This window comes from Stenotrophomonas sp. SKA14 (assembly GCF_000158575.1).
In the GTDB taxonomy this organism is placed as follows: Bacteria; Pseudomonadota; Gammaproteobacteria; order Xanthomonadales; family Xanthomonadaceae; genus Stenotrophomonas; species Stenotrophomonas forensis.
This window is the reverse complement of record NZ_DS999412.1, coordinates 754,611-770,764: the sequence shown is the minus strand read 5'-3', so window position 1 is coordinate 770,764 and position 16,154 is coordinate 754,611. Positions and strand designations below refer to the sequence as shown.

The 16,154-nt window shown below is 64.8% G+C and carries 16 protein-coding genes; 7 read left to right on the top strand and 9 right to left on the bottom strand.

Annotated elements, in window-relative coordinates; genetic code table 11:
- Window positions 1–12: 12 nt before the first annotated feature.
- Window positions 13–333 (bottom strand): DUF6122 family protein, encoded by a 321-nt coding sequence (locus SSKA14_RS03485; protein WP_006474656.1) that lies wholly within the window; start codon window positions 331–333, stop codon window positions 13–15.
- Window positions 334–376: 43 nt separating this feature from the next.
- A complete protein-coding gene (gene speA / locus SSKA14_RS03480; RefSeq protein WP_008264604.1) occupies window positions 377–2,266 on the bottom strand; it encodes an arginine decarboxylase in 1,890 nt (629 codons plus the stop codon).
- Window positions 2,267–2,456: 190 nt separating this feature from the next.
- On the opposite strand from speA, the gene speE reads away from it, so the two are divergent.
- Entirely contained in the window at window positions 2,457–3,311 is an 855-nt protein-coding gene (gene speE / locus SSKA14_RS03475) for a polyamine aminopropyltransferase (RefSeq protein WP_008268330.1), read from the top strand.
- 86 nt (window positions 3,312–3,397) lie between these two features.
- On the opposite strand, the gene SSKA14_RS03470 is transcribed toward speE, so the two are convergent.
- On the bottom strand, window positions 3,398–4,303 hold the full coding sequence (locus tag SSKA14_RS03470) for an aspartyl/asparaginyl beta-hydroxylase domain-containing protein (protein WP_040009311.1): 906 nt from the start codon (window positions 4,301–4,303) through the stop codon (window positions 3,398–3,400).
- A 435-nt stretch (window positions 4,304–4,738) separates the two neighbouring features.
- On the opposite strand from SSKA14_RS03470, the gene SSKA14_RS03465 reads away from it, so the two are divergent.
- Entirely contained in the window at window positions 4,739–5,398 is a 660-nt protein-coding gene (locus tag SSKA14_RS03465) for an RIO1 family regulatory kinase/ATPase (RefSeq protein ID WP_008265720.1), read from the top strand.
- A gap of 219 nt (window positions 5,399–5,617) precedes the next feature.
- Here SSKA14_RS03465 and SSKA14_RS03460 read toward each other — a convergent pair whose 3' ends face one another.
- Window positions 5,618–5,956 carry a P-II family nitrogen regulator gene (locus tag SSKA14_RS03460; RefSeq protein WP_005411374.1) on the bottom strand — a complete coding sequence of 113 codons (339 nt, stop codon included), beginning with the start codon at window positions 5,954–5,956 and terminating at the stop codon, window positions 5,618–5,620.
- 154 nt (window positions 5,957–6,110) lie between these two features.
- Between SSKA14_RS03460 and SSKA14_RS03455 the strand changes: the two genes are divergently transcribed.
- Together SSKA14_RS03455 and arr are read left to right on the top strand one after the other, a co-directional pair.
- Entirely contained in the window at window positions 6,111–6,362 is a 252-nt protein-coding gene (locus SSKA14_RS03455) for an accessory factor UbiK family protein (protein ID WP_008268279.1), read from the top strand.
- Between the two features lie 125 nt (window positions 6,363–6,487).
- The gene (gene arr, locus SSKA14_RS03450) at window positions 6,488–6,922 is read left to right on the top strand and encodes an NAD(+)--rifampin ADP-ribosyltransferase (RefSeq protein ID WP_040006963.1); all 435 of its coding nucleotides are present in this window, start codon (window positions 6,488–6,490) and stop codon (window positions 6,920–6,922) included.
- 92 nt (window positions 6,923–7,014) lie between these two features.
- Here the strand turns inward: arr and SSKA14_RS03445 are convergent, their stop codons facing one another.
- From SSKA14_RS03445 to SSKA14_RS03435, 3 genes are all read right to left on the bottom strand, one after another.
- Window positions 7,015–7,392, bottom strand: coding sequence for a hypothetical protein (locus tag SSKA14_RS03445; RefSeq protein ID WP_008266125.1), 378 nt, complete (start codon window positions 7,390–7,392; stop codon window positions 7,015–7,017).
- A gap of 96 nt (window positions 7,393–7,488) precedes the next feature.
- Entirely contained in the window at window positions 7,489–7,854 is a 366-nt protein-coding gene (locus tag SSKA14_RS03440) for a hypothetical protein (protein ID WP_040009308.1), read from the bottom strand.
- Between the two features lie 39 nt (window positions 7,855–7,893).
- Window positions 7,894–8,367, bottom strand: coding sequence for a hypothetical protein (locus SSKA14_RS03435; RefSeq protein WP_008268724.1), 474 nt, complete (start codon window positions 8,365–8,367; stop codon window positions 7,894–7,896).
- A gap of 569 nt (window positions 8,368–8,936) precedes the next feature.
- On the opposite strand from SSKA14_RS03435, the gene SSKA14_RS03430 reads away from it, so the two are divergent.
- A complete protein-coding gene (locus SSKA14_RS03430; RefSeq protein ID WP_008265650.1) occupies window positions 8,937–9,293 on the top strand; it encodes a hypothetical protein in 357 nt (118 codons plus the stop codon).
- Window positions 9,294–9,339: 46 nt separating this feature from the next.
- The gene (locus SSKA14_RS03425; RefSeq protein WP_008267832.1) at window positions 9,340–9,843 is read left to right on the top strand and encodes a hypothetical protein; all 504 of its coding nucleotides are present in this window, start codon (window positions 9,340–9,342) and stop codon (window positions 9,841–9,843) included.
- Between the two features lie 54 nt (window positions 9,844–9,897).
- Here the strand turns inward: SSKA14_RS03425 and SSKA14_RS03420 are convergent, their stop codons facing one another.
- Window positions 9,898–11,304, bottom strand: coding sequence for a serine hydrolase (locus SSKA14_RS03420; protein ID WP_008267323.1), 1,407 nt, complete (start codon window positions 11,302–11,304; stop codon window positions 9,898–9,900).
- A 368-nt stretch (window positions 11,305–11,672) separates the two neighbouring features.
- Here SSKA14_RS03420 and SSKA14_RS03415 point away from each other — a divergent pair, with 368 nt between their 5' ends.
- On the top strand, window positions 11,673–13,172 hold the full coding sequence (locus SSKA14_RS03415) for a YifB family Mg chelatase-like AAA ATPase (protein ID WP_008265538.1): 1,500 nt from the start codon (window positions 11,673–11,675) through the stop codon (window positions 13,170–13,172).
- 255 nt (window positions 13,173–13,427) lie between these two features.
- Here SSKA14_RS03415 and SSKA14_RS03410 read toward each other — a convergent pair whose 3' ends face one another.
- Window positions 13,428–15,746: a TonB-dependent receptor gene (locus SSKA14_RS03410; RefSeq protein ID WP_008264683.1), complete on the bottom strand. Its 2,319-nt coding sequence runs from the start codon at window positions 15,744–15,746 to the stop codon at window positions 13,428–13,430.
- Window positions 15,747–16,154: the final 408 nt, after the last annotated feature.

Below are 16,154 nucleotides of genomic sequence, written 5' to 3'. Positions count from 1 at the left end.
GCGCGTCACCCATCAACGGTGATGCATCCACCAGCAGTCGATTGCGTCCAGCACGATGTGGATCATCAACCCGATGCCAAACAGCCGCGTCTTCTTCGGCACGCACAGGCCGGCATAGACCGCGATGGCCGGCGCGGTGTGCAGCGGATGGAAGCCGATGCTGCAGCGGTTCGGCGCATAGATCGGATCGGCCAGCAGGTGGTCCAGATCGATGATCCAGCCCAGCAACATCAGCAACCACGCCGAAGCGAAACGCTTGCGCCAGAACAGCCATGCCAGCAGGGCTGGCACGGCGGCATGCAGGAACAGGTGGAAGATCGCGCGTGCGCTCATCAGGGCCGGTAGCGCCGGACCCTGCCCGGCGCTTCCTTCAACGTCAGACCAGCGGTTCGTCGGACAGGTAGGTGTAGCCGGTCAGGCCGGCTTCCAGCGCGTCCGACAGTTCCTGCGCACGTTCCGGCGACAACTCGGCCGCCGCCACGCGCTGGGCATACGCCGCACGCAGGTCGTCCAGCCGGTAGCCCACGTAGTCCAGCATCACGTCGGTGGTGTCACCGCGGCGCTGCTGGGTGATCGCGTAGCCATCGGCATCGGCCAGCACTTCCACCGCATCGGTATCACCGAACAGGTTATGGATGTCGCCGAGGATTTCCTGGTAGGCACCGACCATGAAGAAACCGATGCGGTAGCTTTCGCCGTGCTTGATCGCGTGCAGCGGCAGCGAGCTGTCCAGGCTCTCGTTCTCGACGTAGGTCTTGACCATGCCATCCGAATCGCAGGTCATGTCGGCGATGATGCCGCGACGGTCCGGCGTTTCGTCCAGGCGCTCGATCGGCACGATCGGGAACACCTGGTCGATCGCCCACGCATCGGGAATTGACTCGAACACGCTGAAGTTGACGAAGTACTTGTCGACCAGGCGCTCGTTCAGCTCATCCAGCGCCGGGCGATGGCTCTTTTCGTCATAGCTCAGGCGCGCACGCACGCCGTGGGCGATGGCGTAGAACAGGTCATCGATGCGCGCACGCTGCGGCAGGTCGATCTGGCCCAGCGCGTAGCTGGCCAGGCCTTCGGCGTGGAAGTGCTGCGCTTCCTGGAACAGTTCCACGGCCGGGCGCGTGTCCAGCTCCTCGTGGATCTCGCGCAGGTGGCGGATCGCCGCCGGCTCGTCGTCGTGCTGGTCCGGCACGCGGCCTTCCTGCGCCTGTTCCACCTCAGACACGTTGGCGATCAGCACCGCGTGGTGCGCGGTCATTGCGCGGCCACACTCGGTCACGATGCGCGGCGGAGTCAGGCCGTGCTCTTCGCAGGCGTTGGCCAACGGCTGCACGATGTTGCTGGCATACGAATTCAGGCCGTAGTTGATCGAGCAGAAGCTGCGCGAACGGGTGCCTTCGTAGTCCACGCCCAGGCCACCGCCCACGTCGACGTGGGTGATCTTCGCGCCCAGCTGTGACAGCTCGACGAAATAGCGGGTGGCTTCGCGCATGCCGTTGGCGATGTCGCGCACGTTGGAGATCTGCGAGCCCATGTGGAAATGCAGCAGGCTCAGGCAGTCGGCATATTCGGTATCGCGCAGCGACTTCCACAGGTCCAGCAGCTGGCGCGGGGACAGGCCGAACTTGGCCTTGTCGCCACCACTGTTCTGCCACTTGCCCGCGCCCAGCGAGGCCAGGCGCATGCGCACGCCCAGGCCCGGCTTCACGTCCAGCGCCTTGGACTCCTCCAGCACCAGCTTCAGCTCGGACGGCTTCTCGATGACGATGAAGGTCTGCAGGCCCAGCTTGCGCCCGATCAGCGCCAGGCGGATGTACTCGCGGTCCTTGTAACCGTTGCAGACGATCAAGCCACCCGGGCGCGACAGCGCCAGCACGGCCATCAGCTCGGGCTTGCTGCCCGCTTCCAGGCCGAAGCCTTCACCGTGGTGGCTGGCCAGGGTGCCGGCCACGCCGCGGTGCTGGTTGACCTTGATCGGGTACACGGCGGTGTAGCCGCCGGTGTAGTCCCAGTCCTGCTGGGCCTGGGCGAACGCCGCCTGCAGCTTGCCCAGGCGCTGGCCGAGGATGTCCGGGAAGCGCACCAGCAGCGGCAGCTTCGCACCGGCGGCACGCGCCGCATCGACCACCTTGGGCAGCGACACCACCGGGCCGTCCGCCCCGGTCGGTCTCACCACCATGTGCCCGGCCTGATCCACGTCGAAGTAACCATCCGCCCAATGCGGGATCGAGTAGGTCTTGCGGGCTTGGTCGAGGGACCAATCGGTCATTTCAGTCGGCCTTGTTGGCAATAAAAGGGGGGGCATGATAACGCCTATATGCCCACAGGTTCGTTATCATGCGCGCCCGCGCCCGTGACAGGTTTCAACCTGAACGGGCCGATCCGTCCGGATGTGGCATCTGTGCCACGCGGCCCCGCCCGCCAGCCCGGCTTCACCCCTCCGAACAGGACTGTTTTCAATGACTGACAGCAACAACTGGTACATCGAACACTTCGAGCGCACCGGCTCGGCCATCGGCTACCGCATCACCGGCAAGCTGGACGAGGTGCAGTCGCCGTTCCAGAAGATCGAGATCTTCCAGACCACCGACTGGGGCAACCTGATGACCATCGACGGGGCCATCATGCTGACCAGCAAGGACAACTTCTTCTACCACGAGATGATCAGCCACCCGGTGCTGTTCACCCACGCCGCGCCCAAGCGCGTGGTGATCATCGGTGGCGGCGACTGCGGCACCCTGCGCGAAGTGCTCAAGCACAAGGGCGTGGAGAGCGTGACCCAGTGCGATATCGATGAGCAGGTGACGGTGATGGCGCGCAAGCACTTCCCGGAACTGTGCGATTCCAACGACGACGCCCGCGCCGAGCTGCTGTTCGACGATGGCGTGGCCTACATGGCCAATTGCCCGGCCGGCAGCGTGGACGTGGTGATCGTGGACTCGACCGACCCGGTCGGCCCGGGCGAAGGCCTGTTCAACAAGGCCTTCTACGAAAGCTGCTTCAAGGCGCTGAAGGACGACGGCATCCTGGTGCAGCAGTCCGAATCGCCGCTGATGCAGCTGGACCTGATCAACGAAATGCGCACCGAGATGGGCAAGGCGGGCTTCGGCTCGTTCAAGACCCTGCCGTTCCCGCAGCCGTGCTACCCCACCGGCTGGTGGAGCGTGACCATGGCGCGCAAGGGCGACAGCAGCTTCGACTTCCGCCAGGCCGACTCGGCCGCCAAGACCTTCAACACCCTGTACTACACCGCCGCGCTGCACACCGGCGTGCTGGTGACCCCGCCGTTCGTGCAGGCGGCATTGAAGGGTTGATCCAACAAAAAACCCGCGCTGGCGACAGCGCGGGTTTTTTCATGTTCCGGTAGTGCCGGCCGCTGGCCGGCAACCGCATGTAACGATCAAAGCGCCCAGATACCGGCAATCACCGCCACCACCAGGCCCCACTTGATCAGCTGGTAGGCCACCACGCTGCGCTCGCGCAGCGCCTTGGCCTTCAGGCGAACCTTGTACACGCTGCCGAACGCCTTGTTGACGCCGCCGGTCGGGTCACCCGGCAGGTTCGGCGAAGCGCCACCGGCCAGCAGCGTGGCTGCCACCGCACGGTTGAACAGGCCGGGCAGGCCGAAGTGCAACGGGCGGGCGATATCGCAGAACAGGATCACGCGGTCATCCGGCGTCTCGTTGTGCGCATGGTGGATGTAGGTCTCGTCGAACATCATCCACTCGCCATCGCGCCAGCTCTTCTTGATGCCGTCCACTTCGATATAGCAGCCATCGTTGTTGGGCGTAGCCAGGCCCAGGTGCAGGCGCAGCGAACCGGCGAACGGGTCGCGGTGCGGGCGCAGTTCACTGCCCGACGGCAGCTGCGCGAACATTGCCGCGCGCACGTCCGGCAGCGATTCCAGCAGCGCGGTGGTCTTCGGGCACATCGCCTTCGCCGACGGGTGCGACGGGCCGTACCACTTCAGGTAGAAGCGCTTCCAGCCACGACGGAAGAACGAGTTGAAGCCGGCGTCGTTGAACGTGCTGGAGGCAGCGATCTTCTGCGCATCGCGCAGCGCCAGTGCCTCATCGCGGATCATCTGCCAGTTCTGGCGCAGCGGCTCCAGCTGCGGGAACTCCTTGGCCGGGTCCAGGAATGGCGTGGTCGGCACCTTCGAGAACATGTACATGACCACGTTGATCGGGGCCATGAAACTGGAGTGGTCCAGCAGCTGGCGCGACCAGCGCGCGCGGACCTTGCCACGGAAGTGGATGTACAGCACGCAGGCCACGAACAGCGCTGCAATGACGATTTTGATGATCAAAGCACTTTCCTCCAGCCGCGGCCGGAACGGGAAACGGGGCGATGCACGGCCTGGCGGCCAGCACCGGTGGGGAGCGCGGCAGGGGACGGGGACGTGCCGGAGGGGGCGGCCGCCGATGTCGCGGGTTAACAGCTTATGGTCGGCAGCGCGTGCGTCGGGGTCAAGCCGGGCGTGCGCCGCGTTCAGCTGAACGCGGTGGAAGGGGCCGAAAGAGCGCCCAACCTGTTGATGCATAAAGAACATCACACAAAGTGAGACAGAAATGTCCGATTTGATGTAACGAACTGTTCCAGCCACGACCCCGACATTTCTCCGACAAATCGTCGATTAGCGAACTGGCGAGTACTAAAATTAACGAAAGCTTAGTAACTCCCTGTAACACCGGTTCGCTTGACGCTTTGCGCCACCCACCGGGTCGACCGAGACCCCGACATGTATCTCCCTGCACTGCCCCCCTCCTCCTGCGGCGATGACGCCGCGGCGCCGCTGCTGCTCAAGCGCGGCAAACGCCTCCTCGCCCCCGACGTCTACCGCACCTGCCTGGACGGGCGCGAAGCGGTCATCAAGGACTACTCCCGCTACCGCGGCACCCCGGTTTCACTGATCGCCAGGCTGATGGTGCGCCGTGAAGCGCGCATGCTGCAGCGCCTCGGCGGCTGGAAACACGCCCCGGCCCTGCTTGGCACCCTCGGTGGCCTGGCACTGGGCATGGAGTTCATTCCCGGCCAGACCCTCAGCACCGCGCAGGCCGTCGGCAACGACGTGTTCGAGCAGTTGCAGCACGCGCTCAGCCGCCTGCATGCGGCCGGCATCACCCACAACGACCTGCATGGCACCAACGTGGTGGTCAGCGGCGGCGTGCCCGTGCTGCTGGACTTCACCTCGGCCTGGCGCGTACCCCGCTGGCTGCGCCGCGGCCCGCTGAGCCGGCAGATGCGCCGCAGCGACATGAAGAACCTGCTGAAGATCCGCCAGCGCGTGACCGGGCAGGCGCCGAGTGCCGCGCAGGCCGCGCTGGTGGCCGACCCGGGCTGGGTAGCGGCGGTGCGCCAGGGCTGGAAGCGGTTCTACAGGTGGGCAAAGCACCGGTAAATGCTTTGTTTTGGTAGGGGTCGAGCTTGCTCGACCGCTTTGCCGCTCTTTGTAGAGTCGAGCTTGCTCGACTGCTCTGCCGCTCTTTGTAGAGTCGAGCTTGCTCGACTGCTCTGCCGCTCTTTGTAGAGTCGAGCTTGCTCGACTGCTCTGCGCTTCAGTCGAGCAAGCTCGACTCTACAAAAGCCGCTTTACAGCCCGAATACGCACAAAACCAGGTTACAACGCGTCCGCGTCCAACTCACCGGTACGAATACGCACCACGCTGCCCAGGTCGTACACAAACACCTTGCCGTCACCAATCTTGCCGGTGCCCGCAGCTTTCACGATGGCCTCAACCACCGCTTCCACCTGGTCATCGGTCACCGCCACTTCCAGCTTCACCTTCGGCAGGAAATCGACCACGTACTCCGCACCACGGTACAGCTCGGTATGGCCCTTCTGGCGCCCAAAGCCCTTCACTTCCGTCACCGTGATCCCGGTAACCCCACGCTCGGCCAGCGCTTCGCGCACGTCGTCGAGCTTGAACGGCTTGATCACCGCCATGACCATCTTCATCGTCTATCTCCTGTCTTCCGGCGTGGAGGATAGCGCCTGAACGTGGCCCGTGCGAAGCCGCTGCGGCCTGTCCGGGCAGTGGGTGCCGGCAGTATCCTTGTGCCGATTGGCCTGCCCGCGCCGGATGCACGGGCCCACCCCCACGGAGCACCCCATGATCGACCTGAACCACATCGATGACCTCGCCCGTCGCCTCAGCGACCTGGTGCCGCCGGGCCTGCGCGAATCGCGCGAGGAACTGCAGGCCACCTTCAAGAGCGCGCTGCAGGCCGGCCTGGCCAAGCTCGACCTGGTCACCCGCGAGGAGTTCGAAGTGCAGCGCGCCGTGCTCCTGAAGACCCGCGAGAAACTGGACGCGCTGGAAACGGCCGTGCGCGAACTGGAAGGGCGCGGCACCGCAGAATGAAAAAAGGAGGCGCACCGCGCCTCCCACTACAGAGTATTTCGCGGATGGGGCCTTGCAGCAAGGCCCACCGGGCGCCCTAGACTCGCCGGCCTGTCGATCCGGCAGGACACGCAGGGGCAGTGCTGATGGCACAGGACACCGAATGGACACCCGTTTCGCATGACACCTGCGGCCAGGTCGCCGGGCCGTTCTATCACGGCACCCGCGCTGATCTGGCGGTGGGCGAGTTGCTGAGTGCGGGCTTCCGCTCCAACTATCGCGACAGTGTGGTGATGAACCACATCTACTTCACTACGGTCGCCAAGGGCGCCGGGCTGGCTGCGGAGATGGGCAAGGGTGAAGGGCGACCGCGCGTATATGTGGTGGAGCCGACCGGGCCGTTCGAGGACGACCCGAACGTGACCAACAAGAAGTTTCCCGGGAATCCGACGCGGTCGTATCGGAGTGCACAGCCATTGCGGATTGTTGGGGAGATTACGGAATGGGAGCTCTACGACGCGGAGTTCGTTCGGCAGCTGAAGGCGTTTGTTGCGTCGGGGAGTGGGGAGATCATCAATTGATGGAGGAAGACGCCGACGGAACACGGCGGCGTCTTCCGATCAAAGTGCCTTTTCATGAAACGCGTCACGTCCAGGAGCAACCGAACCGCTGCCTAACCGGAGCGCATCATCGAGCCGATGACAACCGCCGACGCCAGGGCCGCCCAGGACAGTCCTGCCATGACCATCAGCAACACCTTCCGGTGCATTGCCTGCGCCTCCCGCCAGTAGGCCACGTTGCGGCTATAGGGCCTGTTCAGCCCGAACAGCTCGCAGGGGACGGCCAGCGCTCCCAGCAGCAGCAGAGCAAGCATGCAGAAGCCAAATACCATTCCAACGTCGCCCACCCGGGCAGCGTTGATTGCGGTATCAGAATGACTGGCAAGGGCTTCGAAGAATGGCCCAACCCAACTCGCCAGCATTCCGGCCAGGATCGCCACGACGCCGAGATTGCAGAAAATACTCAACCAGAAACGGGCCGGCATTTTCATCGCGCGTTGTCCTTCATCCAGTCTCCTCGTGCTTTTGCGATGGCTTCCATTCAATCCGAATCCCAATAGCGATTGAAGCGATCCGTTATCCGGATCCTATCTGAACATCGCGAGCAAATCCTTGTCTTCATGCCGCTGTTCCCACGTGGAGAGAATGCAGAAGCTCACGCCGCTTTGCATGGCGGCCTTCTGGAACCCAGCCAGTTCCTCCTTGGTGACCGGATACTCGACCGGATCAAAGTGCAGAAGCGCCCACGGTCTGATAAATGAGAACCCGGGCGTGAGTTCCGAGAAGATCGCCTTGAGCTGCGGCTGGAGGGTCGAGTAGTCCCTGACCGGCCCTGTGCCATTCCCAAGGGCGTGACACTGACGTCGAAGGGTTCTGTCCCCACCGACGACTCGTGCAACGAAGTGGTCCCGATGCACTTGGACGTAGATCAACTGACGGCGGAGAATCTTCATTCCCTGCATGGCCCCAAATCACACCCTCCGTTTAGATGATCAGGCGCCATCCGGAAGTCGGACCTGCACCGCGCACGCTGCCGCGACCGGCGCGAGCGCGGTCCCCTTCATCCTTGCAAGCGCTGCTAGAGCACGTCGCTCGTAAGCCTCGGCAACGCCCGGGTCCGGCTCGATGAAGGGCGATGTGCAGACCTCTTCGACATTGAATCCATGCGTGGTCAGTGCCAGAACCCGCTCAGGCGCGTTGGGCAGTGCACGGGCAACCGCGTAGTTGATGGAGAGCGAGGCACCCGCATCGGAGAACGGCTTCAATGCAGCCGCAACCTTGAGCCACGAGGGATCGCCTGACTCGATGCCAGAGACGACCTGATCAAACTGCCGCTGGTGCTCCCAGAGGTCCCAGAGAACCTTGCGTCCCCCATCGCTGGCGATGCGCTTGAGCAGAGCCTGTGCCGAGGCTCCATCCGCGGCCACTGCCGTCGGGCTGGCAAGCGCAAGCGCGAGCAGGAGCATTGAGATGCTTCTCATGAAACCTCCCTGATGGAATGACCCTACGCCTCTCTGAACGGCACCGCATCGCGGGCCTGCCCGGTTGATACAGCGCGATACTAGGACGGCCGGGTTCGGCCAACAAGCCAACCCGCAACCAGACCAGTCATGTCGCATATGCCACGCCCTGAATCCTCCTTCCGGAGAAACGGGTGACGCGACGGTGTAGGCACCGGAAGCCTTTCGCCCCAAGGCCTGTGGAAGCACCGCCCCTATGCGACAATGCCAAAAACGTCTCGGGTTTTGGCGGCATTGCCCCCCACCCCTTGGCAATCCTCACAACAGCAGGTAATCGTTACCCCGCCACCGTGCATCGGTGGTCGGGACTCGAAAACCCGTCGTTGTGATGAAGTTTGCGCTTGCCAGCCGGCATCACCCTGCGTGGTGCCGGCTGGCAATCCGTCTGCCGGCTATGGCGGGCGGGGCGTGGGGGCCTTGTGCCCGCCGGCGATCATCACACACCGGTTTTCGAGCCACGCCCTGTCCGCCACCTTTATCGGTGGCGGCTTCTGTCTGTCTGCACGGAGCCTGCCATGACCAAGCCGCACTCCCCTCCCCCTCGCCCCATCCAGCAGCCGCCATCACCCGGCCCGGCCCTGGACCCCACCAGCCTCATCGCCGTCCTGCACGCCATTGGCGCGGGCGCTGCGGCCGACGGCCAGCCCTGGCCCGAGCGCCACCAGCTGCGCAGCCGGCAGATCGCGCTGTCCGACGCCGACTGCGCGGCGACCGGCCAACGCATCGTGCAGGAGATCCTGTTGGCGGCCGAACGCACGCGCCAGAACGGCGAGCCCGAGCAGTACGTGGGCGACCGGGTGATGGAGGGGCTGGTGATGGCTGATATGGCACTCACGGCCTTCATCCACGAGCGGATGCGACCACAGGGCTGACCGCGCGCGCGTGGCGCCTACTTCCTGCTTGTGTGCGGGGTGACCCATGAAGAAGCACGGCCTTGCCGCTGCAACGATGTGCATCGCGGTGATCGGCGCGGTATGGGCCGGCTGGCCTGAGCCTGCGGGCGATCAGGTCTGGGCTTACCAGAAGCTGCGGCCGGCTGACTACCGGCTGCTGTACAGCGACGCGCTCGGCTTCGTGACCGCGAAAGCGGATGAGGGCTTCGAGCTGCACGCGCGCCCTGCCAGCGCGACCTCGTTCGAGATCCGATGCAAGGGCGTGCTGGTGATGGACGTTGAGAACGCACCGACGCGCGTGTTGATCCGCATGCCCGGCGATGCACAGTTGCGGGCGCCGGATATCGAGCGGCTACGCATGAGCTTCGAGCGCTGGCTGCTTGTCCAGCAGATCGAAGGGCGGTTGCTGATGGAGCGTGCTGGGCCGCCGTGGGTAGAGGCGCGCTTTGGGCGCTTGGGTGGGGTGGTGCCTGATGAGCAACGGTGTGCGTTCGAGAGCCCACGCCACCGCTGGCCGGGCTCTTCCTGATCGCCTCGCCAACAGTTCCCGGCGCGCATCACCGCGCTGCCGGCGAGCCGGGTGTCAGTGCACCTGTCCAGAGACTGCCCGGCCCGCCGTGGTTCCGTGGATTCGCACACCTTGTATCACCCGCGATCGCTCGCTCACGCCCACATCAACGTCATCGCCCGAGAACGTCAGCCGGAACCGGTACGCGTTGATGTTTCCGATCTCGTTGTAGTCGAAGACAAAGGTGCTGTTGCTCTCCCAGCGGCCGCTTACTGCTACCGGCAAACCAAAATTGCCATCGGGCGACACGCGCGGTGTTCCATCCAACCCGATCGGCCTGGAGGGTTCGTTGCGGCTCTTCAGTTCGAACTGGAGCTGTGCAGCTTCGGCTCCCGAGAACGTAAGCGTGAGCGCATTCAAGCCAAGCGGATTTTCCGCGAGCGCGTACCGCTTGCCCGAGACCGCTTTCGCCAGCGGCGGCATCAATGACAGCGACGGTAATGGGCGTGCCGCATCGTTCACCGCAGCAGACAGTGCGGCCGCGGCCGCCGGATTCTCCGGCAAGGGCCGATCCGACTTGAGCGCAGCAAGAATGAAGGTGCCGATGTCGCCGGGTTCAAACTCTCCGCCGGTAAACACGACCACGACATTCTTCTCCGGGCTCACGCTGATGCGTTGGCCACCGCGACCATTCGCCTCGAACAGCGACGGCTTTCTGTCCGGCTGCAGCCACAGGCCATACCCGTACTTTTCGTCGCCACCTTCCGGCCGCGCCTGCGGCCGAACGGCAGCACGCATCCAGGCGGTCGGCACGAGTTGCCGGTCTTCCCATCGGCCATCGTTCAACCACAGGTAGCCCAGCTTCGCCATGTCCAGGGGTTCAAGGTGCAGATCGCCCCAACCATACGAAACCCCATGGTTGTCCATCGGCCAGGCCGCATGATTGATGCCAAGCGGGCCAAACAGCTCGCGACGGGCGAAGTCGAACGCACTCTGGCCCGTCGCCTTCGTGATCGCTGCAGACAGCAGGTGCATGCCGCCGGAGCAGTACTCGAAGCGGCTCCCGGGTTCATCGCGCATCGGCAGATCCAGCATGAAGCGGCCCCAATCACTGCTCTGCCTCATCCGCGAGAGAGTGATTTCGCCCTGGCTGGCGTCGCAGTCCAGCCCGGAGGTCATCGTCATCAGATGCTCGACGGTCAAGCGCTTCTTTCGCTCGTCCAGATTCGCGATGTCCTGAGCGGCAAAGACCGACGTCAGGGGCTGGTGCAGTTTCAGCGCGTGCTTGCCGATGGCGATGCCTGCCAGGGTGGTTGTGACACTCTTCGTCACCGACGCGACATCGTGGTACTGCCCTCTCTGGAATGGCCAGAAATAGGCGTCCACCACGACATAACCATTGCGAATGATGGTCAGGCTATGGATCGGTGTCTGATGCTCGCGCACGTAGTCGAACGCATTGGCCAGCACTTCCGAATCCATCCCTTGGGCCTCCGGGGAGGAATGGCGCCATCCCTGCGTCGGCCAGTAGGGTTCCTGTGCGGCTGCATCGCTGGCGCCCGCGTGAGCAGAGACCATTGCGGCAATGATGCACGCCGCAATGAATCGTATCGAATATCGCACGGGATCCCCTGGCACTGGCGGTGGAGGCAATGCATCGCGTGGTGAGTCTGCCCGAGGGCGCTGGAGGCGCTGGGGTGTCACCGTTGCCGATTGTGCCATGGCTGTGGGTGGGCGCATGCGCTGATAGTTGCTCCGGAATCCTCCTAGCCGCTTCGCCAGCATTCCCCGATAGCTGCCTGCGAAGTGCCTGCCGCACCATCGAACGTCCCCTCCGCAGGAAACCACACATGAGCCTGGCGCTGGTCTACAGCCGCGCCCGCGCCGGGGTCGACGCCCCGCTGGTGCGGGTGGAAGTGCATCTCTCTGGTGGCCTGCCCGCCACCCAGATTGTCGGCCTGGCCGAAACCAGCGTGCGCGAATCACGCGAGCGCGTGCGTGCCGCCCTGCTCTGTGCGCGCTTCGATTTTCCACAACGGCGCATCACCTTGAACCTTGCGCCTGCCGATCTGCCCAAGGAGGGTGGCCGCTACGATCTGGCGATTGCGCTGGGCATTCTTGCGGCCAGCGGCCAGGTCGATCCGCAGTCGCTGCTTCAGTACGAGTTCCTGGGCGAGCTGGGGCTGACCGGCGAGCTGCGGCCGGTGGCCGGTGCGCTGCCCGCGGCGATTGCGGCCGCCGAAGCCGGACGCATCCTGGTGGTGCCGCCGGGCAATGCCGCCGAGGCTGCGTTGGCCGAGCATGCCGATGTGCGGGTGGCCCGCACGCTGTTGGAATGCTGCGCCGGGCTGGGCAATCCACGCCTGTTGCCCGCTGTGGAGCGCGTGGACACCACACCCCTGCCGCTACCCGATCTGGGCGACGTGCGCGGGCAGGCGCATGCGCGGCGTGCGTTGGAGGTGGCCGCAGCAGGTGGGCATCATCTGCTGCTGATTGGCAGTCCGGGCTGCGGCAAGACGCTGTTGGCCTCGCGCCTGCCCAGTCTGTTGCCGGACACCGAAGAGACTGAAGCGCTGCAGCTGGCCGCGATTGCCTCGGTAAGCGGTGAAGGGCTGGACCCGCGTCGCTGGCGGCAGCGGCCGTTTCGGGCGCCGCACCACAGTGCGAGTGCAGCGGCGCTGGTGGGTGGCGGTAACCCACCCTGCCCCGGCGAGATTTCACTGGCGCACCACGGGGTGCTGTTCCTGGACGAGCTGCCGGAATGGAACCGCAGCGCACTGGAGACTCTGCGTGAGCCGTTGGAATCCGGGCATATCCGTATCGCGCGCGCGGCGCGTAGCGTGCAGTATCCGGCGCGCTTTCAACTGGTGGCCGCGATGAACCCCTGCCCGTGCGGCTGGGCCGGTGACCGCAGCAACCGCTGCCTGTGCACGGATGAGCGCATCACCCGCTATCGCGCGCGGGTGTCAGGGCCGCTGCTGGACCGCATCGACCTGCATATCAGCGTGGCCAGGATGGATGCAGTGGAGTTGCGGGAGAGTACGCCGCTGGGGGAGCCCAGTGCATCGGTGCGTGAGCGGGTGGAAGCTGCGCATGCCCGGCAACAGGCGCGTGGCGGGCTGAATGCCCATCTGCCACCGGCGGCGCTGCGCGCCTGCACGAAACTGAGCGAGATTGATCAGGATCTGCTGGAGCAGGCTATCGAGCGCCTGCAGCTTTCGGCACGGGCGATGCATCGAATCCTGCGGGTGGCGCGCACGATTGCCGACCTGGCGGGTTGTGAAACGATCCAGACCGCGCATCTGTCTGAAGCGATCGGGTACCGGCAGTTGGATCGGGGAAAGCCCTAGAAACTCCGTTGGGATCGGGCATTGGTAGAGTCGACTGTTAGTCGACCCGCGGTTTTCTGTCAGGTGAATGCGCAGAGCAGTCGACTAGCAGTCGACTCTACCAAGAGCAGGTCATGGCAGCGGAAAGGTCAATGCCAGAGCGGGTCATGCAGCGAAAGGCCCGATGGCGCCAGAGGGGCATGACAGTCCGGCGGGTTTGGGGGGTCAGAGCCCTTTGCGGTGCAAAGGGATCTGACCCCGAAACTCCTGGTTGCCTCAGAACGTCATCGAGGTACTGAACATCAGCTGCCGGGGCGCGCTGCGCTGCAGGGTCTGGTAATCCCCCGAGAACGACGAGCCGGCGATGGTGGCGGTGCCGATGTTGTGGCGGTTGAACAGGTTGCTCACGTCCAGCCGCAGCTCCAGCCCCGGCAACGCGCTGTCCGCACCGAAGCGGTAGGCGGCATAGGTGTTGACCTGCCAGAAGGTCGGCACGCGGATGTCGTTCTCGTAGGTGAAGGGCTGGCGCAGGTACGAAGTGCTGGTGGCACCGAAGCGCCAGTCGCCGAAGTGCGCGGAAAGATCACTCACCAGCGAAATCTGCGGATAGCCCGGTTGCGCATTGCCCTTGATCGGGTACACCGTGTCGCCCACCACGAAATCGCTGTCGTAGTACGAACGCGCCACGGCCACGCCCTGGTAGAACTGCAGGTGGTCGGTCAGGTCGGCGGTGATGCCGAGGTCAGCGCCGATCACGTGCATCTTCGGCATCAGCCGCACCGTATTGATCTGCGCGAACTGGGTACCGATGGCGGCCGACAGCAGTCGATTGCGGATGTCGTTGTAGAACACATCGCCGGTAATCGTCAGCCGGTCGAAACGATGCGAGGCACCGAGGGTCAGGTTCCAGTTCTTCTCCGGGCGCAGCGTGCCGGCCACGCGGTCGAACTCTTCCTGGTCGGTGATGGTCCACGCCGAGGCGGTGTAGCCGATGTTGCCGCGCTGGGCCACGCGGTAGCCGTTCATGGTGTTGGCCAGATCGATGAAGGCATCGGTGGATTCAGTAGGGCTCCAGAACAGCGAGACGTGCGGCAGGAAGTTGCTCTTCGCGCGCAGCGTGCCGTTCACCGGCCGGTCCTTGGCATCACCCAGCCCGCCACCGCTGGTGCGGAAGTCCACGGCCTTGAAGCCGACACCCAGCTTCAGCGTGTCGTTCAACACGATGTCGTCCTGCAGGTAGAACTGGCGCGAGCGGGTCACCCAGCTCGATGCATTGTCGGTCTTGAACGCGGGGCCGTACACGTCGAACGGACCGGTGGCCTTCAGCGGCGGGCCCTCGCCCAGCAGCGGCTGCTGGTACCACTCGGTCTTCGCCGCGGCCTTGCTCTTCTCCTGCCAGACGCCGGCGGTGAAGGTGTGCGCGCCGGTCTCGAACTGCAGGTTGAACATGCCACCCAGCCGGTTCACGCGCGGCGTCTGCACCTGTTCGGAGAACGGTGCACCGTTGGGCGATGGCACGGTCGGGTCGGTGAGCGTGGCCTGGGTGTGGCTGTTGGCGTTGTACAGCTGCACGTTGCCGCTCAGCGCCGGGCTGATCTGGAAGCGGTGGTTGATCGAGGACACGCGATCGCGGGTGGTCTGGCCGGTGTCGTACGGAATCAGTTCGGACAGCTCACCGCAGGTGTAGGCGCCACAAGATTTGTCCGCGTTTTCCGGCGAGGCCACGTACCAGGCCCACGCGTAGTCCGGATAGAAGATGTCGGCCTTCCAGCCCAGCTTGCGGATCATGTCGAAGGAGATGTTGTTGTAGCCCCAGACCTTGGCCTTGCTGTCGGACAGGAACACGGTGAAGTCACCCCAGGCCACGTCCTGCTGCAGCTTCAGATCGCCGCGCAGGAAGTTCTGGGTGCCCTCGCCCTGGTACTTGTCGGCCGACACGCGCTGCAGGTCGACCAGCACCTTCGGGCCGTGCTCGCCGAGCTGGCCGCTCTGCCCGGACACGGTGGTGACCAGCGTGCTGTTGCTGCCCACGCCCTGCTTCACACGCAGGCTGGGCGTGTCCTGCAGCTCGCGCAGGCGGTATTCCAGGCTGCCGCCGTTGACGCTGCTGGAGAACACGCTGACCGGCGCACCACCAGGGCTGACCGTGATCGCGCCGATGCCATCGGGCACGCCCACATTCACCACGCTGCTGCCGGTGAGCGAGAGGAAGCCGTTGTCGTTCAGCGGCACGCCTTCGAAGGTGATGCCCATTTCATTCATGCGGAAGCCGCGCACGAACAGGCTGGTGGCCGAGATATCCAGGCCCAGGCCGTCGGTGGCGGTGTAGCTGGCGCCGGGCACCTGCTTCAGCATGGCCAGGCCGTTGTTGCCGGTCACCATGGCGTCGAGGTCTTCGGCCTTGATGATGTAGCGGTTCGGGCCGACCACCTGGGTGGGTGCGACGGCCGCGCCGCGCGGCGTGGCGATGACCTGCAAGGCGTTCAAGGTGGTGGGCGTGTCGTGCGCGGTGTCGTGGGTCTCGGCGGCATACGCAGGTGCGGCGATGGCGGTGATGATGGCCAGGGCGAGGCGCGTCGTGGGTGGGGTGTTCATGGGCAGATCCAGGTGCAGGGAGAGAGCGGCGCAGGCGCACGCCCAGCGCGACGCAGCACCGGTGTCGGCGCTCTGGCTGGCGATGCGATTGCGTTGAGGGGATGACCGCGCGGTGCGCGCCGGTCAGCAGACGAAAGCGATCATCTGCCGTGGGATTCGGTGGGGTGATTTCGACGTGCGAAATTCTTGCATCGCACTGCCGCATCCGCCATTGCACCGTGGTACAGCGGCAATGGCGATGGGGATGGGTGGGTTATACGTGGGTATAGGCCGGCGCGTGCCGATTGCGTGTGCCAACCAAGGTTGGCACCTGGATGAGACCTGGTGGAGGCCGACCTGGGTCGGCGCTTGCCGCCTGCGTGTGCCAACCAAGGTTGGCACCCACCAGGGCGGATAGAACTTGGTGGA